The organism is Paenibacillus sp. Cedars (assembly GCF_003184205.1).
Taxonomy (GTDB): domain Bacteria; phylum Bacillota; class Bacilli; order Paenibacillales; family Paenibacillaceae; genus Paenibacillus_AQ; species Paenibacillus_AQ glucanolyticus.
On record NZ_CP020866.1, the window covers coordinates 1,836,152 to 1,860,328 of the forward strand.

The following is a 24,177-nucleotide window of genomic DNA, read 5'->3' on the forward strand; positions in this document are numbered from 1 at the left end:
ATTCTTTTTTCATCCTAACATAACCTGTAACTACTTTTGAATCTGTTGCTGCGGATTATTTCTCGGGAAAGCGCAGAAATCGCCTTATTCCGGCGGATATGCACAGTTTCAACATTCATGGCGCAGATTTTATACGGGGATACAATCAAAATATAAAACTGAAGGAGTGAGCAGTGTGTGCAGCCAAACCAATTTTCAAGCCTATGTTCTTCGTCAAGAGGAGCAAGAGGTTCGTGGAAGCGTGGAGAACATCTCCATCGATCAGCTTCCTGAAGGAGATGTTACTGTTCGGGTATTGTACAGCGGGGTTAATTACAAGGACGGGCTTGCCAGCATTCCGGAAGGCAAAATAGTGCGCAGGTATCCGTTCATTCCAGGCATTGATCTGGCGGGAACCGTAGTGGAATCCTCGCATCCCGGTTACAAGGAAGGTGATGATGTCCTCTGCACCGGTTACGAGCTGGGCGTATCGCATGAAGGTGGATTCAGCCAATATGCCAGGGTCAAGGGAGACTGGCTTGTGCCTCTGCCGCAAGGCTTGTCGCCAAGAGAGGCGATGGCCATTGGCACTGCAGGTTTTACCGCAGCCCTGTCGATTGAGGCATTACTGCGAAACGGACTCCAGCAGAATCAGGGACCGGTTCTTGTAACGGGTGCAACGGGTGGAGTTGGAAGTTTTGCCGTATCGATCCTGAGTCAGCTGGGTTACCGTGTGACGGCATCGACCGGCAAATCCAGTCAGGCGGATTGGCTCAAGAAGCTTGGAGCTGATGAAGTTATATCCCGGGAAGAAACCGAGTCTGTCTCAAAAGGAGCGATAGCGGCTGAGAGGTGGGCAGCGGTGGTGGATCCTGTCGGGGGCAGCCAGCTGAGCTCCCTTCTAAAAAGTGTACAATACGGCGGGGGCATCGCCGTTTCCGGCATGACTGGCGGCGGTGCGTTTGATACCACGGTGTTTCCGTTTATTTTGAGAGGGATTAATCTCCTGGGGATCGATTCGGTATACTGCCCAATGGTCTATCGCCGATCCGTCTGGTCCAGGCTTGCTGATGAATGGAAGCCGACAGCCGTACTTCAAGAAGGAATCAGGGAATACGGGTTGACCGATCTCCCTGACGTGCTGAATACCATCTTGCAGGGAGGAGCAGTCGGAAGAAGTGTCATATCGCTTTAATTATTAGCTTGAATTCGCATAATGTTCATTACCCGCAGGCATCCTAAGGCAAGGTAACCTTTGACACCAAGGGAAGGGTGAGTGAACATGAATTATCGCGGAATCGCTGCATCAGTATTGCTGTGTTCCATTCTTGCCATATCGGTAGGCTGCTCTAGACAAGTGGCCAAGGATGAAATGCGCCTATACAACATGAAGGCTTATGAGGAAGGCTCAAGAGAGGCCCGGATATCAGGACGTGGTATGAACGGAAAGTTTCTTGAGGAGCTTCAAGCTTCTTTTAGCAAAGTGAAGATGCCGCTGACCAATGAGACCTATGCGGAGGATGAAATTGGCAACATCACGTATCAGTACCGGATCAATTATGATGCCAGCCAGTTTATTACCGTCTACGTCTATCAGGATCAAGCGGCCAGGGAAAAAGGAATCAAGGAGATTTTTGGTGTCACGGAGGGTGACGCCAACGTGGCCGGCGGGCACAATTTGATCATCAGCGACAAGGAAACGTCGATCGTCTACACATCGACTGGAGATAAGACGGATAACTATTACAGCCAGGTCAAAAAAATAGCGCCCGCGCTGTTGGCCAAATATCAAGGGCGCGTCAGCAGTTAGTGCGAAAATAAAAGAAAGCCGGATGACTACAAGCATCCGGCTTACTTTATATTCTCCTGGATCTCTCGAAGGGTGATCATGACTTGTGTTTGTCCAGCTCATATTTTATATGTCGCAGCTCTGGCAGAAGAATACGGTTCATTGCAAGCCGTACGGCTCCGGCAGACCCCGGCATGGAGAAGACGGCCGTGTGGCTTAGCGTACCGCCAATAGCACGGCTTAAGATCGCAGCAGAACCAATGTCTTCGGTAAAGCTGAGGTAGCGGAAAATCTCCCCGAATCCAGGGAGTTCCTTGTCCAGCAAGGAGGATACTGCTTCATAAGTGGTGTCTCTGCTGGATATGCCTGTTCCGCCGGTTAATAGCACGACATCAATTCCGGGGTTGCTCACTGCAGTGTATATCAGCTCCCGAATCGTTTCATATTCGTCCTGAACAATGGTGTAGGCCGCAACCGCATGCCCGGCTTCTTCCAGCAAGCCCATCATCAGTTTACCGCTCTTGTCCGTGTCAACGGTCCGTGTGTCCGAGACGGTGATGACCATGCAGTTCACGGAAGCGGGGGATTGCCGTTTATGTTCTTGTGCTGAGTTCATCTGAATCACGACTCCTGTTTAGGTTAATGGTAGGACGCTTGCAGCAAGTGGATGAAATGTAGTACACTCGCTAGCATAATAAATTATGCACGCAAAGGAGTATGGAACGTGGAACACGTAACACCCATATATATTCTATCAGGTTTTCTTGGCAGTGGAAAAACGACCTTGCTTAGCCGGCTTATCGCGCATTGGAAGGAGCAGGGTTTGAGACCGGCTATTGTAATGAACGAGATCGGCGAGGTCAATATTGATGGACTTATCGCCGGCGAAGAGGTTCCGACAGCTGAAATGCTGAGCGGCTGCATCTGCTGTACGATTCGCTCCGATCTTTCGTCGGAGATTGCGACGCTGGTTCAGCGGGAGCAGCCGGATGTCATCGTTATTGAAGCGACGGGGATTGCGAATCCAATGGAGATTCTGGATGCCGCCGCGGAAGCTTCGTTATATATGAGAATCGATGTGAAAAAGATGATTACGGTCGTTGACGCCGCACATCTGCTGCATCTGAATGCCGAGCAAAAAGGAAAGACCTACCGACTGATGCAGGAGCAGATTCGCGCGGCTTCCGCACTGATCATGAACAAGATGGATCAGGTCAGCGAACAGGATGAAGAAACGATCCGGCAGTTGGTGGAGCGCTGGAATCCGTATGCGCCGATTCTGCCTGCGGTGCGTTGTGCGGTGAATGTGGAGGAACTGCTGCAAGGTGAAGAGCGTGCGGCGATGGAAACCGGCATTGGAGGGGGCGTGAACCCGGCCAATTTTGATACTCAAGATGCAGGTCATGATCAGCAAACAATGAATGCTCATGTTCGTGAAGAAGATGCCGCGCATTCTCTACATAATGACCCTACTCATGTTCATTCTCATGACCATATCCACGCGCACGACTCTCACGATCATGTTATGTCGTACACGTATTATTTCAGCCAGCCTGTGAACAGTGTGGAGTTCGAACGTTTGATAGCGGAGCTTCCGAGAGATGTATACCGGGCCAAGGGCATTCTTACCTTTAGCGATACCAACAGCCGTTTTTTGTTCCAGTATGCGTTCCGCGAATCCGATTTTATGAAAATCACGCCTCAGGGTCAAGTACCGGACGTGGTCGTGTTTATCGGTGAGCACTTCCAGAAATCGCTGCTCCAGCAGCAGCTTGAAGCGCTGGAGGGGAAGAACCGTTTGGCATAAGCTGTACTGCTGTGGATTCTTTTGGCTAATTGTACCTTGGGCTTCTCCCACCTGCATTTGATTCAGACAGCCATCCAGCGTTTAATACTAAGGCATAGCGTAGTAACTACAAGGAGGATATCCACAATGTTAAATGAACTCAAATATAAAGAATGCATCGAAGCATGTCTCCAATGTATGAACGCTTGCAATGTATGCTATGTATCCTGTCTGAAAGAATACGAATTGGCTATGCTTCGCGATTGTATTGCACTCAACAGAGAGTGTGCCGATATTTGTGCGTTTGCAGCTCAAGCAATGTCACGTAAAAGCCCTTACGTCAAGGAGATTTGCGAACTATGTATCAAGGCTTGTCTGGCTTGCGCGGAAGAGTGCGGAAAGCACGATCATGAGCACTGCAAAGAATGTGCGGAGGCTTGCCGTAGATGTGCCGAGGTCTGCCAGGAAATGCTGAGCCACGCCTAAAATAGAAGTACATAAACCTGTCCCCTTTGTCAGTCAGGGAACAGGTTTTTTGATAGCAGATGGTTTGATCCGCCAAGCCTAGTATGGACTGAGGTTTGGGCGAATGATTAAACAGCAGACAGATGGTTGACTGCTGTGTACAGAAAAGGCGAGCCCGTGGGGCCGCCTTTTCTCACTTTAGAATGATTTCCAGTACTTTTCGATAATGGCGTCGCGGCCGGAGTATACTCGGGATTCCTTGTAGTGTTTCGGATTTTTGCGATGGAAGTTTTGATGGTATTCTTCCGCAGGATAGAATACGGATGCTTCCCGGATTTCGGTCACGATCGGTTGATCAAAGCGTCCGCTCTTGGCGAGTTCTTCCTTCGACTTGACGGCCAGCTCGCGTTGTTCTTCATTATGATATAGAATAGCTGCACGGTATTGGCTCTTGCGATCATTGCCTTGGCCTGTAGCGTCGGTAGGATCGATCTGCGGCCAATACAGCTCCAGTAATTTCTCATAGGGGAAAATGTCCGGGTCAAATGTAATCTGCACAACCTCCAAATGGCCAGTTTCTCCTGTTAAGACTTGCTCATATGTAGGATTCTCAAGCGTCCCGCCCATATATCCCGATATAATGCCATGAATACCCGGCTGTTCCTCAAACGGACTAACCATGCACCAGAAGCAGCCTCCGGCAAACGTTGCTTTTTGTATCACATTGATTCCCCATTTCTAAGATGATGGTGTGTAATGCTTCTATAAATAAGTAATTATAAGCCCCTATTCCTCATTCGTCTACGATACCTTATTAAAATAATGGCACCCCCTTTGCCCGTCAATTAAAAAAACTTACACGAAAGGTAGCCATCATTGAAACGACGTCCATAAAATGTTATTGTCATGTAAGATACGAGCCTTGTCCAAGAGTAAATGGAGCTGCCGTGCTTTCGCATAGAGAAGTTCTACAATACATACAGCACCAGAACAAGGGGAACAGGAGTTGAAGTGTTTGCAGGAGCTGCTCGAATTAAACGGAGTACATAAACGTTTCGGAAAGTCTGCTGTATTGCAAAATATCAGCTGGAGTTTATCCCGAGGCGAGTGCGTAGCCATAATTGGAGGCAATGGAGCGGGAAAGAGCACCTTGCTCCATATCATAGCCGGACTTGCGATTCCCTCTGAGGGATCCAGAGTTGAACTAGAAGCATCCTTGCGTTTCGGATATGTACCGGAGCGCTTTCCTGCTCTTCGGTTTCGTCCTTCAGAATATTTGCACCATATGGCCAGCATTCAAGGATTGGATACACAAGAAGCGACGAAGCGGATCGATGCGATGCTGAACGTTTTTCAGCTGCAGGACATCAAAATGACATTATGCTCCAAGGGGATGCTCCAAAAGGTCAATTTAATGCAGGCCTTGCTTCGGCAGCCCGATGTGCTTGTTCTGGATGAACCTCTGTCAGGATTGGACGAGTCTTCCCAGATGGAGATGATCGGTATCCTAGGCGAAATGAAGAGGCAGGGAACAGCGATTGCGATGTCCGTTCATGAACCCTTGCTGATTGCCTCGCTAGCCGATCGGGTGACACAACTGAAGCGGGGGCGGATGGAACGAGACGGTGTGCTCGCTATCCATAATGTTGACGCAAGAACGAAGCTGGAATTCGCTGACGTTCAACCGGACCGATTGCGGGAGCTGGAAGGGGAGCCTGGATTTCTATATTGGATATCCCGAGGGAATCCGGCATCGATGGTTGTACGCAAGCATTCAGCAGACGATATCTTGCTCCGGATTCTGCAGTCGGGGGGATCCATAATCCGCCTTGAGCCGTGGAGCGGGGAGACGATGGAGCAGGTGGAATCTCCTTTAAGCCAACAGGTTGAGGGGATGAGGGCATGATAATTCCGTTGATTAAGTACATGCTGGCGAGCTACACGAGATCGTACCGGTATTTCGCCCCAGTCGCCTTTATATTGATCTCGGTGGTATTTATATACTCCTACCGGCCAAATCCGATATTGGACAGTTATGCCGTAACCGCTGTGCTGCTGTTTATCGGTTCAGCCTGGCTCGGCATGAATTTTCTTAATCATGACCAAGGTCGTCAATCCATACTCCTTATTGTTCATAGCGGCAGCTCTAGACGATTTTATACCGCTCAATATTCCACGGTTGCTTTACTGTCTTTGATTTTCAGCTTGTTTGCGGTTCTTTACCCCATCATTTTCGGGATGTTTGATAAGCCGATTACATTCGATGAGCTTGCTCTAGGTTACGTGGGCCATGCTGGACTAGCCTTGCTTGGCATTTCGCTGTCCTTATTTTTTCAAATCAGTTTCATGGAGAACCAGGGGAGAGCAGCCGGCTTGCTGTTCATGGTTATCGTACTTGCATTAGCAGGACAATCCATCGTTCAGGGGCTGCCGGATTCTTTTGGATTTGTCCCTTATATACTGCCACCCGTCTCCGTTATGATTAATCTGTTTATGCATGCTGAAGGAATGTCTATGCTGATGTTGACTTTGACAATTACATATTTGTTCATATACAGCTTTATTTTACTGGTGATATATCTATGGATTGCCTGCCGCAAGGATGCGGCGAATGCGATCCGAAAAGTAGGTTGAAGTAGGTGCAGTCTTCCTTTACCATATAGGATATACACAAATAGAAACGGTAAAGACAGCCAATACTAGAGGAGGATACCATGAAACAATCTCGACTGTTGGACAGTGACCACTCCAAAGAGCTGTTTGCCTATTTCGGATTAGCGGTGTATTATTCACAGGCTCTTGAGCAGCAGCTTGCGAATTTGTTGATGCTGATCAAGCTCTCCCAAGGGAACGTGCCTTCGGAAGAAGATTTCACGCAGTTATATCAGCGGAAATTAAGCAGTTCTCTCGGTCAGCTGGTGCACGAGATCCAGCATTACTTTCCATTCTCCGAAGAAGAAACACTTCAACTAAAGGAAGTGTGGAAGCAGCGGAATTATATCGTTCATGATTATTTCAAAGAGCGGATTCATGAGACGTTCAGCCCTGCCGGTCGATCCCGAATGATTCGGGAGTTGACTGCATTCAAGGACCAGGCCCAGGCGCTGGAGCAGAAACTGCAAGGATATTCCCGTGAAATGTACGTGAAGCTGGGCTTGGACAGCGAAAAAAGTGTTTAGAAGAAAATAGGGCGGAGATGAAACATATTCCAGCACCTCTGCGTCAGAGATTATAGGAGGTGTAAATATGAAAAAAACAACCAAATTGTTAACTGCAATGCTTGTTACTTCGTCACTACTCGGTGCTGGCGCCGCCTCTGCTTTCACGGATATCCAGGAGCAGAAGCCGCTGCAAATGGTGAAGGAGCTGCAGGCGAAAGGGATTATCCAAGGCATAAGTGCTGACAAATTCGCTCCGTCCAGGACGATTACAACTGCCCAAGCGGTCCAGATGATTGTTAATGTGGCTGATCTGAAAGTGCAGCCGAACTATAGCGGCCGTTCGTTTGACAGCGTGCCGAAGGATGCCTGGTATGCCAACGCCGTGAATATCGCGGTTCAGAACGGATTATCCGTATCCTCAGACATGAAGTGGAATGAACCGATAACGCGGGAAGTGTTCTCGACTCTGCTCTCGGAAGCCATTCAGCAGACGGGAAATTATCCTGTCGTTGCGATGTATCTGCATGTGGCTGACGAGGACCTGATGAAGGAGGAGAGCCGGGGAGCGGTGCAGTTCCTGCTCTTAACCAAAATCGCTAAGCTGGATAGCAATGACAAGTTCCATCCAACGAATCATTTAACGCGGATTGAGGCGGCAGAGCTTGCTTATCATTCGATCCAGTTCATTGAAGAGCACCCGCAGATCACGTTACCCGAGAAACCCGAACAGCCCGAATCGGGTATAAGCACCAGCGTGGTCAAGGTGGATGAATCGCAGAACAAAGTAACGGTAACCAAAGATGATCTGCCAAATCCGGGTTATGGCATTAAAATTTCCTCGGTCGACTATGTAAGTGATTCCGAAGCGGTTATCTATTACAAAGTTCTTGAGCCCGATCCGGATAGCATTTACCCGCAAGTCATCTCCAAGTCTTCGGATGACGTGCTGGTGCCAGCCAAGTATTCCAAAATCACGGTCAAATCGGCCGGTATCATTAATTTCACGAAGTGATCTTATAGAACCAGTCCATATATAATGTAAAAAGAAGGCTTTCCCGTGCGAATGTTGCATTCGTGCATGGGGAAGCCTTCTTCTATTTAATCTGCATCGTATATTCTTTCATCAGCTAAACATGGCCACCAGCCAGCTTACTATGGGCAGCGGCGCCAACCGTTTCCTTGCCTTCCGGCAGGGAGGCAGTGCTTCCTTGCTGGAGCTGGTACATTTTGAAGTACCTTCCACCGAGCTCCATCAATTCATCATGGGAGCCCTGCTCAACGATTTCCCCGCGGTGCAGGACCAGAATCTGATCGGCGCTGCGGATCGTGGATAAGCGGTGGGCAATGATAAACGTGGTACGACCTCGCTTCAATACTTCCAGCGCATCCTGGATCAGCGCTTCCGTCTCTGTGTCGATGTTAGCCGTGGCTTCATCGAGAATCAGAATGGCCGGATTGAAAGCCAAGGCCCGGGCAAATGAGATCAGTTGTCGTTGACCGGCAGAAAGCGTACTGCCCTTCTCAAGGACTGGCTCATCAAAGCCTTGCGGCAGGTGAGCCAGCAATCGGTCTGCACCCACATCACGGAGTGCCTGCTCCACCTGTTCCCGGGTAATGCTCGGATCACCCAGGCTGACATTGGAAGCAATGGTGCCGGTGAATAGATAGGGATCTTGCAGTACGATACCCATATGCTTGCGGAGCCATTGTTTCGGAATGTCGGTAACAGGCTGACCATCAATGGTGATGGTTCCTTTCTGTGGATCGTAGAAACGGAACAACAGATTGATGATGGAGCTTTTTCCGGATCCGGTATGTCCTACAAGTGCAACCGTCTGCCCCTGCTTGGCTTCAAATGAAATGTTCTTAAGAACATAATCCTTCTTGTAGGCAAACGACACGTCTTGAAATTCCACATTCCCCATATAACGCGGCATGCCGCCATCGGTTACTTTCTCTCCAGTCTCGTCCATGAGCTCAAATACCCGTTTAGCGGAGACAATGGAGGTATCGAGGGCTGCCAGCTGATTCACCATACCTGTAATCGGCTGGAACATACGGCCGAGCAAATCAACGAAGGCGTACAGCACCCCGATCGATACAATGCCGGCACCGTTCAGCGATGCAGAGCCGAAATACCAGAGAACGACTACAAAGGAAATGTTACGGAGCACATTCACCAGATTGTGGGTGGTGAAGGAGTTCAAGTTCAGCATTTTGTTCTGATGGGCCATGTAGTCCGCATTCAGTGCTTCGAACTCTTCCTGGGTAGCCTTTTGGCGGCGGAATACACGGATGATGGCCATACCTTGAATGGATTCATTGATGATGGCATTGATCTCGCTCAAACGGGAGCGGATCACGGTGTTGTACTTGGTCGCGAATTTGCGATACAGAATGGTCCACACGATCAACATCGGGATTACAAACAAACTGATTAGGCCTAATCTTACATCCAGAAGGAACAGGGCAATGTAGACACCGGTTATATACACGGCTCCGGAGCTGAAGTTGGATAATACTGCAACGAACAGGTCTTTTACCGCCTCGGTATCATTGGTGATCCGGGAAACGACTTTACCTGCCGGCAGGTTATCAAAGAAGTTCACGGGCAGCCGCTGAATATGGGCGTAAACATCGGTACGCAGCTTCTGAATGACCCGATTGGCAGCGGATTGCAGCCAGTAGGTTCTGCCGAATACCGTGATCATGGAAATAAGCAGACAGATCAGGAACAGGCCGACCAGCTTATAAATGCTGGGAAGCTCCGGTTTATAAAATTCAAACAGCTGCTCCTTGGATAATGGGACAGCCGGATACTGCTGTTTCTCCGAGGCGTAAGAAATCGTCAATACACCATCCTGGAAGGAACGTTTGCCTTCTACCCGGGCGACCGGCTCGTTGATGAAATAGAAACTGCGGCCGGATTGGACAAGGCGTACTTCCTGCCCGCGTGTCTCGCCTAGTTGAAAGCGATCTTCACGCTTGTAGTAAGTCCCGTTATACGCAGCAGCACCCTCGGCCTGCGTGGTTTCGTAATAAGGCCGCTCGATGCCAAGTATGTGCTCATCGATCATCGTTTTTGCTATGAAGGGACCTGCCAGTTCTGCGGCAACGCCAATCGCCAGCAGAATTAAAGCCGTGATGAAGGTGCCTTTTGCCGTTAAGGCATACCGGAACAGCCGTTTGGCGATTCCGGATTCATTCGATATGGTTGTATCCGTTGGAGTCAATTAAGACACCTCCTCAGAGGTTAGATTGTTTTCTACTTGCTGGCGTTCGTATTGTTCACGATACCAGCCGCCGAGCTCCAGCAGTTCATCATGCGTTCCCTGCTCGATGATTCGGCCTTCCTCCAGCACCACGATGACATCGGCATGCTGAACCGCCGAGAGACGGTGCGTGGAGATAAGCGTCGTTTTGCCGGCGCGCTTGCTCCGGATGTTGTCAATGATTCTGGCTTCAGTCCGGGCATCCACCGCGGACAAGGAGTCGTCCAGAATCAGGATTTCAGGGTCGCCGATGAAAGCGCGAGCCAGCGAGACCCGCTGTTTTTGTCCCCCGGACAGGGCAACGCCTTTCTCACCCACAAGCGTATCTAGCCCATCGGAGAGGGTAACCAAGTCCCGGTCAAAAGCGGCCGTTGTGATGGCATCCATGATCAGTTCATCACTTGCATCCTTTTTGCCAAACTGGATGTTCTGCCGAACCGTTTTGGAGAATAGAATCTGCTCCTGCGGTACATACCCGATCCAGCTGTGGAGCTGGTCGGTGGAGAGCATCTCCATCGGCACACCGGATATAAGGATGCCGCCGGTTCCGGTAGGATACTCATGAAGAAGCTGCTTGAGCAGCGTAGATTTACCGCTGCCCGTACGGCCTACAACGCCGAGCGTCTGGCCCTTCTGCAGCATAAAGTTGATGTTATTCAAATTATCTATAGTAGAGCTCGGATACCGGAAGGTCACATCCCGAAACTGAATGGTATCCGGAACCTTCACGTCTACAGTCGTTTCAGCATTCGTTACATCCGGCGGAGTATTCAGCGTCTGGTTAACCCGATCCAGGGACGCGTTCCCCCGCTGCATAATGTTGATCAATTCTCCGATTGCAAACATTGGCCAAATCATCATCCCGAGGTACATGTTGAACGATACGAGATCTCCGAGGGTGATCTGGTTCTGGAACACCAGGTATACCCCGTAGGTTAAACCGATTACATAACTCAGTCCGATGGAGAAGTTAATGGTCGGTTCGAACAGGGCGTCTACTTTGGCGACGGCCAGATTTTTGCGATATACATCATCCGTGATGTCCTGGAAGCGTTTCTGATCGGCGCGCTCTTGTACATAAGCACGTACGACACGCACGCCTGCAACCGACTCCAGAACCTGGTCATTCATGTCGCCGAAAGCATCCTGCGCCAGCGTGTAGCGTTTATGAATGGCTCTTCCGTAGATCACCATACCAATCGCGATGATCGGCATAGGCAAAATGGCAGCGAGTGTCAGCTTCCAGCTGACAATGAAACCCATGGCGAACAGGACCACGATCAAATATATAGTGGAATCCGTCATGACCAGCATGCCGAAACCGGCGGTGGCTGCCACGGAGCGAAGATCATTCGTTGCTTTTGCCATCAGATCTCCGGTACGGTTTCGTTCGAAGAAAGGCGGAAGCATTCGGAGCAAATGATTCATATACCGGGTGCGGAGCAGGCGCTCTACAAGGTTCGCTCCACCGAACAGCCGGTGCATCCATATGTACGTGGCACAGTACACAACAGCGACGATGCCGAGAATCATGAGCAAATACTGGACCAGGGAGGCCCAGGTTATCGAACTGCTGACGATATCGTCAATGGCATTTCCGAGCAAGAGCGGCGGCAGAAGTTCAACCAGTCCGCAAAAGATGAGAAGTGCAAGGCCGATCAAATAACGTTTCTTCTCTCGCTTGAAAAACCAGCCTAAATTTTTAAGTACGGCAAACACATTATCCCTTCCTTTCGTATGCAGTTCTGACATCATATCACCCGCAAAAACCAAAAAAAGCACATCATCCGAGGACGGACGATATGCTTCATTAATTTTGAATTTATCATACGCACGGTGATCATGACTTCCGTGCAGCGGTTAGCAGCTTCGTTCTGGTCATTCTTGCGAATGAACGAAGCTTAATGACTATGAGACAGCACTATGGGAGAGTCGATCCATATTTAATTGTAGGAATGGATGCAGATGATCTTTATCCATAGCAATAAGTTTAAACATGTCACTCACCCTTTCTTCGTCATTTTTACAATTTATTCAAATCGCTCTTGTATGGACTGAATTTTATCACCATGAACTGGAATGTGTCAAACTTATTTTTTCGAGAACAGGGCAGGTTATTTCAAACAGCAGGCAGTGGACAACCTTATGTCACTATTTTATTATCAAAATGATTTGTATCCTAACATACGTTTGCGTTATGATAATACTACAACCAAATATAAACCGTTCCTAAGGTCTCCGTCCTTAATAACGATGGGGTCAACATTATATGACGTCTAAGGAGGGTGTACGATACATGCAAATTCAAGTCAGCGATCAGGCGGCACGTTGGTACAAGAAGGAACTTGATCTTCAAGCAGGCACGTTCGTTCGCTTCTTTCCGCGATATAGTTCAGGCGGGGGGCTGCATCCCGGCTTTTCGCTAGGCATTTCAGTAGATGAACCAAGAGAAGCGGGACTGACAGAGCGTTCGGAAGAGGTAACGTTCTTTATGGAAGAGCAGGATTTATGGTATTTGAACGGTTATACGCTTCGCGTGAAATATGAGGAATCGTTGGATGACATTTCGTATATTTATGAAGAAGAGGGCGCAGTAAATTAACTTGAGTGAGAGACTGCAGCGCCATCTAGGGAGAGGAGGTTCCCAAGATGAGCGTATATCACCGTGATATTCGCCAATACATCGGCAAACGTTCGGTGGTCCGTGTGAAAGCGGCGGTGCTTGTGCTGAACGAGAATGGAGAGATTCTGCTCCTGAAGCGGCAGAACAAGGACGAGTGGGGGCTCCCGATGGGAAGCCTGAAGCCTGGCGAAGCTCTTGAAGATACAGCGTCCAGAGAGCTGTGGGAAGAGAGTGGCCTGACAGCGGATGATATGCGACTCTTGGACCTTGTATCGGGTCCAGAGTATAGGAAGAAGCATCTTGGCGGAGATGAGGAGTATTATGTGATTGGCGTGTATGCAGCAACCGGTCTGCACAGTGCAATTCATCTGTCTCCTAATACGGAAGTATCACTTAAATATTTTGACTTTCATGCATTGCCGGCCATGGATGCCATTACGGTGCACTTGCTGGACAAGGTAAAAGAGAAAATCTGAAAGCCTAGGTGGCATCAGCGTGCATGCCTTCAATTCCCCGCTTGGGGAATTTTTTTCGGTCATAATGAGGAGTCCCTGCCCCATTCAAACCGGGGGAGGGACTCCTTTGCTATATTAGCTTGTGTTCCGCACAATCCGATATCGACCATTAAGTCAGACCGGAAAACGGGACCTCCAGTGCAAAATCAAAATCGTCGATATCATAGACCTGAACAGGAAGAGCGCTATCAACGATACGCTGGATCAATTCGTATTGATCTGTTAGAATGGGAGCTTCCGCTCTTTGGGATGCCAGGAGCAGCTCGGTTTCAATCGGATCAAACGACTCCCCATACGGTGCCGTGTCCATCGTGTTCATGACGGATACCCGGGTGGTTTCTCCAACGGGAATGGATGGGCTTTTCGCCCAGGGAACTTGAAGGGCCCGTTCGATCTTCTTTTTATTCAACGGCTCTTCAAAATAGGAAATCAATTCGCCGATCTTTATCTTGACGTGCTGATCATCAGCACTGCTGTTCATGAGATGTTCATCGGTGGTATGAAGTTCATATAATTCCAAAATCGTAGTGTATGGAATGATGTATTCGACGGGTTTAGATGGTATTAACAGCTGGCCGTAAATGGCTAGCATAACGGCCTCCGTCACGAAAATTCTGGTCATGACTAAATCCTCCTGCGTGACATGATACTATTTATAAGTTTAGAACTAATAAAGCATTGAAGTTCACAATTGTCAACTGCTCTTCCCCTAACAACCGGGTGGATGTTACGCTATATAAACGTCTATCCATGTACTTTCACAGAAGACAGACCCGCTTTGGAGGGTGTTTTTTCTTGCGATTATCGAATAGGCTCAGCCTCGCGGAAAACTTATAATTCTATAATCTTGGGAAAGGGCTGTTATTACTATTGAAATCATGGAAAATCTATTATCCCTTCGTAAAGCCTTATATGAAGTGGATCATTCTGACTCTCATTATCGGCATGATCAAATTTGCAATCCCGTTATTACTGCCGATGATCATGAAATACGTTGTTGATGATCTATTGATTAACCAGCAGATGACCATCGAGCAGAAAATTCAGGATTTGATGTGGATTCTGGCCGGTACACTTGTGCTGTTTGTTGTTGTGCGTGGTCCGGTTGAATACTTGAGGCAGTACTTTGCCCAGTTTATTACCAGCCGAATTTTGTTTGATATGCGTAACCGGCTTTATGCACATCTGCAGCGCTTATCTCTGCGTTACTATCAGAATACCAAGGTAGGCGAAGCGATATCGCGTTTTATTAACGATGTGGAGCAGTCCAAGAATCTGGTCGAAGTCGGTATGATGAACATTTGGCTGGACATGTTTACATTGCTGTTTGTTTTGATTGTTATGTTCTTTATGAATCCGGTGCTAACCCTGGTCGCCATCTCGATTCTGCCCTTGTATGGACTCGCGGTGAATCTGCTGTACAAGCGGCTTAAGCGGCTGACCAAAGACCGCTCTCAGGCATTGGCAGGCATCCAGGCGTACTTGCATGAACGGATTCAGGGCATCTCGGTTATCCGAAGTTTTACTCTGGAGCGTTATGACCAGAAGAAATTTGAAGGAATCAACGGAAATTTTCTGAATAAAGCGATGGCCCAGACCCGCTGGAACGCGCTCACCTTCTCGATAATCAATACGCTGACGGATATTGCGCCGATCCTGGTGATCGGTTACGGAGGGTACCGGGTAATTCAGGGGGATCTGACATTGGGTACGTTTGTAGCCTTTTTTGGCTACCTTGACAGGCTGTATGCTCCACTTCGCCGCCTGATCAACTCTTCAACGGTTCTGACACAGGCCTCAGCGTCGCTGGAGCGGGTCAAGGAGCTCATGGACGAGCCTTATGACATCCTGGACCGTCCTGATGCCAAAACGCTCAAGAGAGCCGGACAGATCGAGTTTGATCGTGTCTGCTTCAAGTACAATGACGATGCAGGCTGGGTGCTTAAAGATATCAGCCTGACCATTAAGCAAGGCCAGACCGTTGCGTTTGTCGGCATGAGCGGCGGCGGCAAGTCGTCACTCATCGGACTGATTCCCCGATTCTACGACGTGCAGCAAGGCGCTGTTAGGATCAACGGACACGACGTCAGGGATTTGACGCTGGACAGTTTGCGGGGGGCCGTAGGTATGGTGCTGCAGGATAACTTCCTGTTCAGTGGCACAGTTCGGGAAAATATTCTGTTCGGTAATCCGGAAGCAGAGGAAGAAGCGATAGTTGCAGCCGCCAAAGCGGCCAATGCGCATGATTTCATTACTCAGCTGCCGCAGGGCTATGATACCGAGGTGGGTGAACGAGGCGTTAAACTTTCGGGAGGACAGAAGCAACGACTGGCGATCGCCCGCGTCTTTCTTAAAGACCCGGACATTCTGGTCCTCGATGAGGCAACCTCGGCGCTGGATCTGGAGTCGGAGCACCTGATACAGCAGGCGCTTGCCTCCCTGTCAAATAACCGTACAACCTTGATTGTTGCTCATCGCCTTTCGACGATTACGCATGCCGATCAGATTGTCGTGTTAGAGAATGGCCGGATTACAGAGCAGGGCACGCACAGCGAGCTGATGAATCTCGAAGGAAGTTATGCGAGATTGTATAACGTGCAGCATTTGGAGACTTAAAGCTGCAGGGTGTGTTCAGCAATAAGCGGAGGGTATCAAAAATGGAAAAGGTGTACAAATAAAGTCAACAATATCTGAAAAAAGCACTGCCTTTGAGGCAGTGCTTTTTTCAAAATTGTTATTTATGAGAACGTTCATCATAGTCGATAGACTCCTCGAGTTTCATTGTTGCTTGTAATTCCTCTTCAAGTTCCTTCATCGAAGTCTTTTTTTCAGGTGTCATGGATCTTACCGTGATCGAAGTGCCCGGAGGGATTTCAGTTAGGTGAGACTTTCTATAACCTTCGTCTACTGGCATAATCAGTTCTTCAACTGCTAGAGGGTCAGGAGCGCTTTTTTCACTTGCACCTGGAGCTTTGGGTATATCCGTATTTTCTTTGATTTGCGATCCTGTATTTGTTTCATAATCAGATGCAGGTGTAGAACGAGAAACTTCCACCTCATTTGTTTTAGTTTCGTCTATAGGTTTTAAGGTAACTTCATTTGATTGAGCTTTATATTGACTTTTTTCATCTTCTACTACTTTGGGCGTGTTGCTGGAAGCCCATGCCGCTGTTGTTGTGCTAATCGCGGCCACCAAAAATACAGCTGTTATCGTGAGGTACACTGTTTTCTTTTTCAATTTCTTTACGCTGAGCATAATCGTTAATCTCCTTTTTAATTGTTTTCCGTCACCGGATAAGGAGGCACAAAATCGTACGGGTAAATTTCTTGATCCTGCCATGACGTTCAAGATGGTTTCTCCATAGCGTTTTCGTTCGGCGTAGGACATCTCTTTTACGACTTCTTCATCACAAGAAAGCTCGCTCCATGTGTGAATGTCCTTCTGAAGAATGTGTACCAAGGGATTAAACCAATGCAAGGCGCTGGCTCCCAAGGTGAACGCCTTGACCCATAAATCTTTTCGCTTCAGATGAATCAACTCATGATGGATCACCATACCCATATCCATGTCTACGGTATTCTCTATAGGGAGATAAATGGTTGGCTTCCAAAGGCCGACAAGCACTGGACTCCGAACGGCAGAACTGTACGCAAGCTGGACCTTGTTAGTAACACCAAGAGCTTGCTTGGTAAAAAGGAGTTGTTTAGCTGCTTCACTATTCTCCGAAACGGAGGAACGCGTCTGTTCCAGGATTTTCAATAATCTGCGATAAGAAACGGTCTGCCAAGCGGCAAAGGCTACAGCTCCGAGTCCCCATAGACTGAGGAGGAGAAGGGCTATATGGGTTGAAATAGTCTGCTCTGCCATAAATGGCTTCGGATTGAACCCTGAATGTCCAGGTAGCGTATGTTGTACATTTAATGGCAACTGGTTTGAGATGGGGGTGGTTGCTTTAAACTTGAAAGTAAAGAACCGTGAAACCCACTGTATACCAAGCACTACAGGTAGAAGATAAAAGCCTAAAGCCATTTTGCTAATTCTATAACGCCATTTTGGTGGAATAGCATGGATGGATACGATCCGCAGTAAAAGAATACAGACTACGACGACACTTCCGGCAACGGTAAGGATAGACAGCAATTCAAGTATCGTATTCATAAGGTGCACCTACTTTTCCGAAAACCATTTCTTCAGTTCTGAAATGTCTTCATCTGATAGCTTGTCGCCATCGTATAGAGCCGATATTAGGTTTTTCACCGAGCCTTGATATAACCCGTCCAGCACGTTTTGCGTTTCGAGTAATTTATAATCTTTAGGAGAAATGAGAGGCATATATTGATTTGTCCGTCCATGCCTCGTAACTGCAAGCGCCTCTTTGTCCACCAAGCGCGATAAAAAGGTGGATATAGTCTGCGGTTTCCATTCCCTTCCTTTTTGAGAAAACAAACGCAGAAGTTCGGTGGATGTCACAGGCGGCGTACACTCCCAAATTACTTCCATTAGTTCCATTTCAGTATCCGATAATTTTTGTACCTGTTTCACGGTGAGCACCTCTTGAGTTCGTTATGCGTCCATAACGAAATGAATTACTACACTACGTAGTGATTACAATTTACTACATTATGTAGTGGTTCGTCAAGAGAAGAAGAAAGAAAGTGATTTATTACATTTGATAGCATTCTGTTCTTGGTAAGTGAGTAGATAAGCGGTAGTGATACGAGGAACGATTCGTAGAGAAAGTGTCTATTAATAGGAAAAAGAAGGCGTCCGGCCAGATCTAAGATCTTTGGGGGACACCCCCTTTGAGGCAATGCTTATTTCTCGATATTATGGAACACCGTGTCATAAGTCGTCTGAATATAATCCAGCGTCTGACCGTGTAATACGATATTGTTCACCAAGGTGATAAACAGGAATAGGATCATGATGCCGGTCAGAGCTTGCTGAATACGATAGCTGTTCAATTTTGCAATGAACATCGCGGCGAGTACGAATACCGCAAACAGATAATGCCCTGCGTACAAGTACATATCGTAATTATACGTAGCCAGACCGAAGCCAACGATGACGTGGAGCAGGATCGCGAACAGAATGTAGATGCTGAACGCCCACGTATCACGGGATTTGATGCCTTTGATGAAGGAGAGCACGGCGAGCAAGAGCATGCCGAGACCGACGATATGGACATGGATCGGATACGGCTTGGACAAATCCGTCACAAACGCAGCGATTCCCGGATCAATCATAGCCAGCTCGGGCGACAGAATAGGACTTACAAACAGCATGTAAAACACGCGTGAATGATGCGTGAAGGAGAAGGGAGAAACGTAGCTGAGCGCGCCGTTCTGCATGCTTGTAAATACGTTCCCGATCCACGATTTGCCTGAGAACAGCAGGTGCTGAAGCAGTGTAACAATTACAACCATGCCCAGAAAGACCAGCATTATGATGATAAACCGTTTAAACGCGTGTTTCATTCGTCTATCCAACATACTGATCAACAGTGCTCCCGAGAAGGTTGCTACATTCGTAGATGTAATTCCGAAATTGATAAGGGCCAGGGAGGCGTTAGGCATTACCCCAAACCGATTCTCGATTCGGTTATGCTGCAAGTAAGCCGCAGATAAAATGATCATAAACTGCGCATAAGCATAGGAATCCGGTATAAAAGCCGTGTACAGTGAGTAAGAGCTGAAACCAAAGAAAGCGGCTGTGACGAGGGAAAGCACCCAGCCTGCTCCGCCTCTGCGGATGATGTAATATACCAGAGCTGCACTCAAGGCATTCAAGACTGACTGAATCAGAAGATAAGGGAGGTTGGAACTCCCGATGATCGATGTTAACGGACTTGTCAGGAAATTAATGAACGGGTGTATGATCGAGATATTTTCCGGGCCATATTCCATCGAAGGGTCGAAGTTAAACAGATTCAGGGTAAAAGGTGCACCATAGAAAGGGCTATGGGGCATCAGGGTGGCTGCATGATCCTTAATGTAGGTCACGAAGGGAAGATTCATGAAAACATACCATAGCGCAAGACAGATGCTTAAGCCGATGGCCGTATAATTATCTTTTTTATGTCGAAACAAATAACGGAAAAAAGTCATGTTCGCTTTCCACCAATCTAATCATTTTATGTATTCAAAGTGAGCCGTTCTGCATGCATTTACCAGATGAGCATAAGCAATCCGGAAATAATAAACGCGACACCCGCGATTTTTCGAATCCCTATGGTTTCTTTGAATACCAGTTTGGCAAACAGCAATGCCCACAGAAATGTCAGCGCATTGGCTGGCATAACCAGTGTGTAGGGAAGCTGGCCAAGCAGGTAAATGTTCAGCAGCGCCCCCAAACCGTAACAGAAAAAACCGATCAGAAGCAGCTTGATTTGTTTGCCCGCGGTGTACCCCTTGAAGAATACGCTCCCAAGCGAGCCCAGAAGTGTCATCAAGAGCAGAAGTGAGTAGAGCAGGATGTCATTTTTCATAGGAAGTTAAAGTCACCCCGATTCCAAGCAGGGCTACAGCGGCCAGTTTTTTTAGGGTAAGAGGTTCGTCCAGAAAAAAATCACCATAAAACAGGGCCACAATATAGCTGATACACATCAGGGGGTAGGCTACGGATAGCTTCTCCAGGGAAAATGATTTGATCATGAGTACAGCCCCGAGGCCATAGCAGACAAACCCGATCCCCATATACAGCAAGTTGGTATGACCCCACTTCCAGAACAGCTGCCCGGTAGCCGTCAAAAAGGCCGATACAACCATCAGCAGCTTGCCGAGGTGGCGCGGAGAGTCCTGTGCTTTTACCTGCTCCATGTTAATCCCTCGCATCCATGAGCGGATTTGTGATTGACTAGATATTTGTGCTTGACCAGCCGGAGCATCGGCAGATCGGATAAGGAATCGGAATAAGCACAGGATGACTCATAGTCAATGGTCAGCTGTTGCTCGTCCAGATATTGCTGAATGCGGTTCACTTTCTCCTCTCCCTTGCAATTGCTGCCTTCAATCATTGAGGTAAAGCGTTCGTCCTGCCGGGTCAATTTTGTCGCTATCACGGTGTCAACGCATGGCAGCTCTGCAAAGTATCTCATATACGCATCCGGGGATGCCGTTACGAGCAGGACATGATAACCCGCGCTCTTTTTAAGCTGCAGCTCTTTCAGCGCATCGGGAAAGATGGCGGGCTTTAATTCTGTTTGATAAAAATGCTCCAGATCGGAGTCTTCCATATGGCGCATCGCATGGAAATAAGCGCTTTTTGCTTTTTCGGCTTCCAAGAGCTTCAGCTTGTACAGCACGGAATGCAGCACGACCTTCAGAATGACGGGTGCCGTGGAAGGTTTTTTCCGTATACCATACTGCAAAAATTGAAACATGGAGTCCGTATGAATCACCGTTTTGTCGATATCGAATATAGCGAATTTCTGGTTCATATGGGATCCCTCTATTACCAATTCTGTATTATTCAAAGTACACCAAAATTCCGACAACGCTTATTACATAGAGAATGACGGTAACCAGGATGTGAGTGTCCTCCAGGAGCACCCGGTCAGGCGCACCGCCTTTCTTCTCGATATGTATCAGATAAAGATAGCGGAACATGCCGTAGATGACAAGCGGAATGGTCCACATGAGGTGAACGGTTCTGCCCGATGTAAAGGTAAACAGCGAATAACTGATGATGGTTGCCGTTGTGACAATGCTGCTCATCTGGTCCAGCAGATCAAATGAATATTGATCCAGCACCTTGCGGTGAGAGCCCTTGTCATTTTGCAGCAGATGAAGCTCATGCCGTCTCTTGCCGATAGCAAGAAAGAGCGACAACAGCATGGTGCACAGCAGGAACCACGGCGTGAAGGGCACATGAATCACCAGACCGCCTGCAATGGCCCGCAGTACAAACCCTGCCGCAATAATCATGATGTCGATGATGACAACGTGCTTCAGCCGGAACGAGTAAGCAACATTCATTGCGAAGTAGAGCAGCAGCAAGCCGGTAAACAACGGATTAAGAACATAAGATACCGCTAGAGAAGCTGCTAACAACAACGCACCAAACACAAGCGCCAGCTTGGGCGGAAGTGCACCGGATGCCATCGGACGGTACTTCTTCACCGGATGGTTGCGATCGGCTTCGCGATCCGCATAGTCGTTCACGATATAGACGCAGCCGGATACGAAGGACAAGAGAAGAAAACCGATCAGCGTATCGAGGAGCGATCCAGGATTTATCGTTTCGAACGAGAACAGGGGGGCGGCAAAAATAAGCAGATTTTTGGTCCATTGCTTCGGTCTAAGCTGCCTAAAGAGCAGCACAGGAAGCTGCCTCAATGGGGCAGCCGCTGAATTCGTATTTGTGGATGACAATTGATGTAACCTCCTGATCAATCATGTTTCACTGGGATGTAGGGAAGAAGAGCTGAAATACGATAGCTATCATACCATAGAATAGACTATATATGGTAATGATGAGTGAACAAGCTGTTGCCGCACTACAGAAAAAATAAACCTCCCCAAGGGTCCTTGAACCAGCAGGGAGGCCATCATTCAACGTGTTATTACTTGTTTGCATGGCAGGTGAAGGCAAACAAGCCTTCCTCAAGATTTGCCGATAAGCAGGGAGAGCAGACCGGCGGCAATCAGCGGCCCCACGGGAACGCCGCGGAATAGAGCAACACCGAGGACGGTGCCAACGAGGAGCCCGGCAACCACGGTCGGGTTGCTTCCCATCAGGGTAGCTCCGCGTCCTCCCAGATAAGCGACAAGCATGCCGACGGCAATGGCGAGCAGTGATTTCCAATGGAGGAAGGACTCGCCGATGGTTTGCAGGCTCATCTTACCGCTGGCCAGCGGCGACATCACCCCTATGGTGAGGATGATGATACCGAGGGTCAGTCCGTATTTCTCCAGCCATGGGAAGGCCTGCTGAAAGCCGGTTACGCGGAGCATTAGCAAAGTCAGCATCGCAATGGTCACAGCAGAGTTGCTGCTGATAATGCCAAGTCCGGCCATGGCCAGCAGGATGAGTGAAGTTACGTCCATGGGAGATCCCTCCTTTTGTTAAACATTCGAGACCATGTGCTGTGCGATCAAGCGCCCGTGAAATCTGCCCGTTTCAATGAAGACCTCATTAGCGTTACGGCCCGATGCGATGACGCCAGCCACATAAAGTCCTGGAACGTTGGTCTCCATCGTATCCGGATTATAGAGCGGTTTCTCCATGTCCTCATTCAGTTCGACGCCAGAGGAGGCGAGCAGCTTGCGGTCAGGGCGAAAGCCGGTCAATGCCAAGACAAAATCATTCTCAATGATCGTTTCCTGACCTTGATTCGAAAGAACGGTTACCCAGGATTCCGCGATTTGAACGACACGGGAGTTCAGGTGAAGCTGTAAATGTCCCTTCTGAACCATGCCGTCGAACAGAGGACGTACCCATGGCTTGATATTCTGGGACACTTCTTCGCCCCTGTACACCATCGTGACCTCTGCTCCAACGCGGATGAGCTCCATGGCTGCATCGACAGCGGAGTTACTGCCTCCGATGACAACGGTTTTCATGCCGGCATAAGGATGAGCTTCACGGAAATAGTGCGTTACTTTCTCCAAGTCTTCACCAGGAATGCCGATATAATTCGGATGGTCAAAATAACCCGTAGCGATGACTACGTGTTTGGCTTGTCGAATGGACTCCTCACCGCCGCGCTTCTGCGTTTTCACTTGAAAGCTGCCGTCCGGCTGCTTCGTTATCGTGAGGGCTTCCTCATATGGGAAAATGTTAAGATTAAAATGCTTGGCAACTCTGCGGTAATAGGCCAGCGCCTCGTGCCGGAACGGTTTGTCATTCGATATGGCAAATGGAACATCGCCAATTTCGAGCATTTCAGCTGTACTGAAAAACTGCATATGCGTCGGATAAAGATAAATGGAATGGACTACATTGTGTTTATCGATGATCTCGCTGCTGAGGCCCTGGCGGCCGCACTCAATGGCAGCTGCGAGACCGCATGGGCCTGCGCCGATAATTAAGACGTCGAGCATGGTGAACCTCCTTATGTATTTAACCTTACGCTATGGATCAGCATTATAATCCTACAGCAAATAAAATGATAAATCCAGATTTCCCGTTGGCGCAGTACGGTTTTTCACATGAGTGGGAGGAGGGATTGACAAACATTAGAAATTAGATTATCTTCTAATTAGATATTTATTAAATTAGATGCTTATAAAATTTGTTTTTTGGAGGGTTGATCATGATGGAATTGACAGCAAGTGAGGCGTATAAAGCCTCCGTACTAAGAAATTTTATGGCTGAGGATGGAAGCCTGCGGCAAATTCCGGCACAGTACAAGAAGAAGCTGGTGATTATGGAGCACCTGGTGGAACAGCTTGAAATGGGGCGGGAATACCCTGAGAAGGAGATCAACGAGTTTATTAAGCAATATCATGCGGATTACGCAACCATCCGGCGGGAATTTATCATTCATAAGTATATGAGCCGGGATAACGGGGTCTATGTACGAAATCCGCGTGAGTTATGGACTCAATGGGACAAGATCTAAATCTTAACAAGCCGCCAATACA

At 48.3% G+C, this 24,177-nt stretch carries 26 protein-coding genes; 12 read left to right on the forward strand and 14 right to left on the reverse strand.

What is annotated here, in order from left to right:
• Nucleotides 1-175: 175 nt before the first annotated feature.
• Both B9D94_RS10230 and B9D94_RS10235 read left to right on the forward strand, forming a co-directional pair.
• Nucleotides 176-1,174, forward strand: coding sequence for an NADPH:quinone oxidoreductase family protein (locus B9D94_RS10230; RefSeq protein WP_063480003.1), 999 nt, complete (start codon nucleotides 176-178; stop codon nucleotides 1,172-1,174).
• 87 nt (nucleotides 1,175-1,261) lie between these two features.
• Complete coding sequence (locus B9D94_RS10235; RefSeq protein WP_148246943.1) at nucleotides 1,262-1,789, forward strand: hypothetical protein; 528 nt, start codon at nucleotides 1,262-1,264, stop codon at nucleotides 1,787-1,789.
• 76 nt (nucleotides 1,790-1,865) lie between these two features.
• Here the strand turns inward: B9D94_RS10235 and B9D94_RS10240 are convergent, their stop codons facing one another.
• The gene (locus B9D94_RS10240) at nucleotides 1,866-2,384 is read right to left on the reverse strand and encodes a MogA/MoaB family molybdenum cofactor biosynthesis protein (protein WP_148246944.1); all 519 of its coding nucleotides are present in this window, start codon (nucleotides 2,382-2,384) and stop codon (nucleotides 1,866-1,868) included.
• A 108-nt stretch (nucleotides 2,385-2,492) separates the two neighbouring features.
• Between B9D94_RS10240 and B9D94_RS10245 the strand changes: the two genes are divergently transcribed.
• Both B9D94_RS10245 and B9D94_RS10250 read left to right on the forward strand, forming a co-directional pair.
• On the forward strand, nucleotides 2,493-3,575 hold the full coding sequence (locus B9D94_RS10245) for a CobW family GTP-binding protein (protein ID WP_148246945.1): 1,083 nt from the start codon (nucleotides 2,493-2,495) through the stop codon (nucleotides 3,573-3,575).
• 126 nt (nucleotides 3,576-3,701) lie between these two features.
• Nucleotides 3,702-4,040, forward strand: coding sequence for a four-helix bundle copper-binding protein (locus B9D94_RS10250; RefSeq protein ID WP_006211234.1), 339 nt, complete (start codon nucleotides 3,702-3,704; stop codon nucleotides 4,038-4,040).
• Nucleotides 4,041-4,217: 177 nt separating this feature from the next.
• Here the strand turns inward: B9D94_RS10250 and msrA are convergent, their stop codons facing one another.
• Nucleotides 4,218-4,739, reverse strand: coding sequence for a peptide-methionine (S)-S-oxide reductase MsrA (gene msrA / locus B9D94_RS10255; protein ID WP_036642461.1), 522 nt, complete (start codon nucleotides 4,737-4,739; stop codon nucleotides 4,218-4,220).
• 286 nt (nucleotides 4,740-5,025) lie between these two features.
• On the opposite strand from msrA, the gene B9D94_RS10260 reads away from it, so the two are divergent.
• From B9D94_RS10260 to B9D94_RS10275, 4 genes are all read left to right on the forward strand, one after another.
• The gene (locus tag B9D94_RS10260) at nucleotides 5,026-5,925 is read left to right on the forward strand and encodes an ABC transporter ATP-binding protein (protein WP_228030027.1); all 900 of its coding nucleotides are present in this window, start codon (nucleotides 5,026-5,028) and stop codon (nucleotides 5,923-5,925) included.
• A complete protein-coding gene (locus B9D94_RS10265; RefSeq protein ID WP_036642142.1) occupies nucleotides 5,922-6,653 on the forward strand; it encodes a hypothetical protein in 732 nt (243 codons plus the stop codon). The genes B9D94_RS10260 and B9D94_RS10265 overlap by 4 nt, the downstream gene beginning before the upstream one ends.
• Nucleotides 6,654-6,733: 80 nt before the next feature.
• Nucleotides 6,734-7,198, forward strand: coding sequence for a hypothetical protein (locus B9D94_RS10270; RefSeq protein ID WP_006211229.1), 465 nt, complete (start codon nucleotides 6,734-6,736; stop codon nucleotides 7,196-7,198).
• A 67-nt stretch (nucleotides 7,199-7,265) separates the two neighbouring features.
• A complete protein-coding gene (locus B9D94_RS10275; protein WP_148246946.1) occupies nucleotides 7,266-8,192 on the forward strand; it encodes an S-layer homology domain-containing protein in 927 nt (308 codons plus the stop codon).
• Between the two features lie 115 nt (nucleotides 8,193-8,307).
• On the opposite strand, the gene B9D94_RS10280 is transcribed toward B9D94_RS10275, so the two are convergent.
• The gene (locus tag B9D94_RS10280; RefSeq protein WP_006211227.1) at nucleotides 8,308-10,413 is read right to left on the reverse strand and encodes an ABC transporter ATP-binding protein; all 2,106 of its coding nucleotides are present in this window, start codon (nucleotides 10,411-10,413) and stop codon (nucleotides 8,308-8,310) included.
• A complete protein-coding gene (locus B9D94_RS10285; RefSeq protein WP_036642464.1) occupies nucleotides 10,414-12,171 on the reverse strand; it encodes an ABC transporter ATP-binding protein in 1,758 nt (585 codons plus the stop codon).
• 577 nt (nucleotides 12,172-12,748) lie between these two features.
• On the opposite strand from B9D94_RS10285, the gene B9D94_RS10290 reads away from it, so the two are divergent.
• On the forward strand, nucleotides 12,749-13,054 hold the full coding sequence (locus tag B9D94_RS10290) for a HesB/YadR/YfhF family protein (protein WP_148246947.1): 306 nt from the start codon (nucleotides 12,749-12,751) through the stop codon (nucleotides 13,052-13,054).
• A gap of 47 nt (nucleotides 13,055-13,101) precedes the next feature.
• Complete coding sequence (locus B9D94_RS10295; RefSeq protein ID WP_006211224.1) at nucleotides 13,102-13,551, forward strand: NUDIX domain-containing protein; 450 nt, start codon at nucleotides 13,102-13,104, stop codon at nucleotides 13,549-13,551.
• A 148-nt stretch (nucleotides 13,552-13,699) separates the two neighbouring features.
• Here the strand turns inward: B9D94_RS10295 and B9D94_RS10300 are convergent, their stop codons facing one another.
• Nucleotides 13,700-14,212, reverse strand: coding sequence for a hypothetical protein (locus B9D94_RS10300; RefSeq protein WP_006211223.1), 513 nt, complete (start codon nucleotides 14,210-14,212; stop codon nucleotides 13,700-13,702).
• Between the two features lie 248 nt (nucleotides 14,213-14,460).
• Here B9D94_RS10300 and B9D94_RS10305 point away from each other — a divergent pair, with 248 nt between their 5' ends.
• Nucleotides 14,461-16,206: an ABC transporter ATP-binding protein gene (locus B9D94_RS10305; protein WP_036642144.1), complete on the forward strand. Its 1,746-nt coding sequence runs from the start codon at nucleotides 14,461-14,463 to the stop codon at nucleotides 16,204-16,206.
• Nucleotides 16,207-16,324: 118 nt separating this feature from the next.
• Here B9D94_RS10305 and B9D94_RS10310 read toward each other — a convergent pair whose 3' ends face one another.
• The 9 genes from B9D94_RS10310 to B9D94_RS10350 form a co-directional block, all read right to left on the reverse strand.
• On the reverse strand, nucleotides 16,325-17,749 hold the full coding sequence (locus B9D94_RS10310) for a M56 family metallopeptidase (protein WP_148246948.1): 1,425 nt from the start codon (nucleotides 17,747-17,749) through the stop codon (nucleotides 16,325-16,327).
• 9 nt (nucleotides 17,750-17,758) lie between these two features.
• Complete coding sequence (locus B9D94_RS10315) at nucleotides 17,759-18,133, reverse strand: BlaI/MecI/CopY family transcriptional regulator (RefSeq protein WP_006211220.1); 375 nt, start codon at nucleotides 18,131-18,133, stop codon at nucleotides 17,759-17,761.
• Between the two features lie 272 nt (nucleotides 18,134-18,405).
• Entirely contained in the window at nucleotides 18,406-19,698 is a 1,293-nt protein-coding gene (locus B9D94_RS10320) for a DUF6080 domain-containing protein (RefSeq protein ID WP_006211219.1), read from the reverse strand.
• Between the two features lie 59 nt (nucleotides 19,699-19,757).
• Nucleotides 19,758-20,078, reverse strand: coding sequence for an EamA family transporter (locus B9D94_RS10325; protein ID WP_006211218.1), 321 nt, complete (start codon nucleotides 20,076-20,078; stop codon nucleotides 19,758-19,760).
• Nucleotides 20,068-20,409 carry a DMT family transporter gene (locus B9D94_RS10330; RefSeq protein ID WP_006211217.1) on the reverse strand — a complete coding sequence of 114 codons (342 nt, stop codon included), beginning with the start codon at nucleotides 20,407-20,409 and terminating at the stop codon, nucleotides 20,068-20,070. Before B9D94_RS10330 ends, B9D94_RS10325 begins: the two co-directional genes overlap by 11 nt.
• Nucleotides 20,397-21,029, reverse strand: coding sequence for an HAD-IB family hydrolase (locus B9D94_RS10335; protein WP_006211216.1), 633 nt, complete (start codon nucleotides 21,027-21,029; stop codon nucleotides 20,397-20,399). Before B9D94_RS10335 ends, B9D94_RS10330 begins: the two co-directional genes overlap by 13 nt.
• Nucleotides 21,030-21,057: 28 nt before the next feature.
• The gene (locus B9D94_RS10340) at nucleotides 21,058-21,963 is read right to left on the reverse strand and encodes a decaprenyl-phosphate phosphoribosyltransferase (RefSeq protein ID WP_036642148.1); all 906 of its coding nucleotides are present in this window, start codon (nucleotides 21,961-21,963) and stop codon (nucleotides 21,058-21,060) included.
• 231 nt (nucleotides 21,964-22,194) lie between these two features.
• Complete coding sequence (locus B9D94_RS10345) at nucleotides 22,195-22,638, reverse strand: DUF441 domain-containing protein (RefSeq protein ID WP_006211214.1); 444 nt, start codon at nucleotides 22,636-22,638, stop codon at nucleotides 22,195-22,197.
• 18 nt (nucleotides 22,639-22,656) lie between these two features.
• The gene (locus B9D94_RS10350) at nucleotides 22,657-23,634 is read right to left on the reverse strand and encodes a YpdA family putative bacillithiol disulfide reductase (protein WP_036642150.1); all 978 of its coding nucleotides are present in this window, start codon (nucleotides 23,632-23,634) and stop codon (nucleotides 22,657-22,659) included.
• A gap of 212 nt (nucleotides 23,635-23,846) precedes the next feature.
• On the opposite strand from B9D94_RS10350, the gene B9D94_RS10355 reads away from it, so the two are divergent.
• Complete coding sequence (locus B9D94_RS10355) at nucleotides 23,847-24,155, forward strand: DUF2087 domain-containing protein (RefSeq protein WP_235187430.1); 309 nt, start codon at nucleotides 23,847-23,849, stop codon at nucleotides 24,153-24,155.
• The last annotated feature ends 22 nt before the right edge of the window (nucleotides 24,156-24,177 follow it).

Excerpts from the sequence above, each read along its gene's own strand:
- B9D94_RS10250 (WP_006211234.1), top strand. The coding sequence starts at position 3,702 with ATGTTAAATGAACTCAAATATAAAGAATGCATCGAAGCATGTCTCCAA.
- B9D94_RS10350 (WP_036642150.1), bottom strand. The coding sequence starts at position 23,634 with ATGCTCGACGTCTTAATTATCGGCGCAGGCCCATGCGGTCTCGCAGCT.
- B9D94_RS10335 (WP_006211216.1), bottom strand. The coding sequence starts at position 21,029 with ATGAACCAGAAATTCGCTATATTCGATATCGACAAAACGGTGATTCAT.
- B9D94_RS10325 (WP_006211218.1), bottom strand. The coding sequence starts at position 20,078 with ATGAAAAATGACATCCTGCTCTACTCACTTCTGCTCTTGATGACACTT.
- B9D94_RS10275 (WP_148246946.1), top strand. The coding sequence starts at position 7,266 with ATGAAAAAAACAACCAAATTGTTAACTGCAATGCTTGTTACTTCGTCA.
- B9D94_RS10345 (WP_006211214.1), bottom strand. The coding sequence starts at position 22,638 with ATGGACGTAACTTCACTCATCCTGCTGGCCATGGCCGGACTTGGCATT.
- B9D94_RS10270 (WP_006211229.1), top strand. The coding sequence starts at position 6,734 with ATGAAACAATCTCGACTGTTGGACAGTGACCACTCCAAAGAGCTGTTT.
- B9D94_RS10265 (WP_036642142.1), top strand. The coding sequence starts at position 5,922 with ATGATAATTCCGTTGATTAAGTACATGCTGGCGAGCTACACGAGATCG.
- B9D94_RS10290 (WP_148246947.1), top strand. The coding sequence starts at position 12,749 with ATGCAAATTCAAGTCAGCGATCAGGCGGCACGTTGGTACAAGAAGGAA.
- B9D94_RS10240 (WP_148246944.1), bottom strand. The coding sequence starts at position 2,384 with ATGAACTCAGCACAAGAACATAAACGGCAATCCCCCGCTTCCGTGAAC.
- B9D94_RS10235 (WP_148246943.1), top strand. The coding sequence starts at position 1,262 with ATGAATTATCGCGGAATCGCTGCATCAGTATTGCTGTGTTCCATTCTT.
- B9D94_RS10330 (WP_006211217.1), bottom strand. The coding sequence starts at position 20,409 with ATGGAGCAGGTAAAAGCACAGGACTCTCCGCGCCACCTCGGCAAGCTG.
- B9D94_RS10300 (WP_006211223.1), bottom strand. The coding sequence starts at position 14,212 with ATGACCAGAATTTTCGTGACGGAGGCCGTTATGCTAGCCATTTACGGC.
- B9D94_RS10320 (WP_006211219.1), bottom strand. The coding sequence starts at position 19,698 with ATGACTTTTTTCCGTTATTTGTTTCGACATAAAAAAGATAATTATACG.
- B9D94_RS10310 (WP_148246948.1), bottom strand. The coding sequence starts at position 17,749 with ATGAATACGATACTTGAATTGCTGTCTATCCTTACCGTTGCCGGAAGT.
- B9D94_RS10355 (WP_235187430.1), top strand. The coding sequence starts at position 23,847 with ATGATGGAATTGACAGCAAGTGAGGCGTATAAAGCCTCCGTACTAAGA.
- B9D94_RS10295 (WP_006211224.1), top strand. The coding sequence starts at position 13,102 with ATGAGCGTATATCACCGTGATATTCGCCAATACATCGGCAAACGTTCG.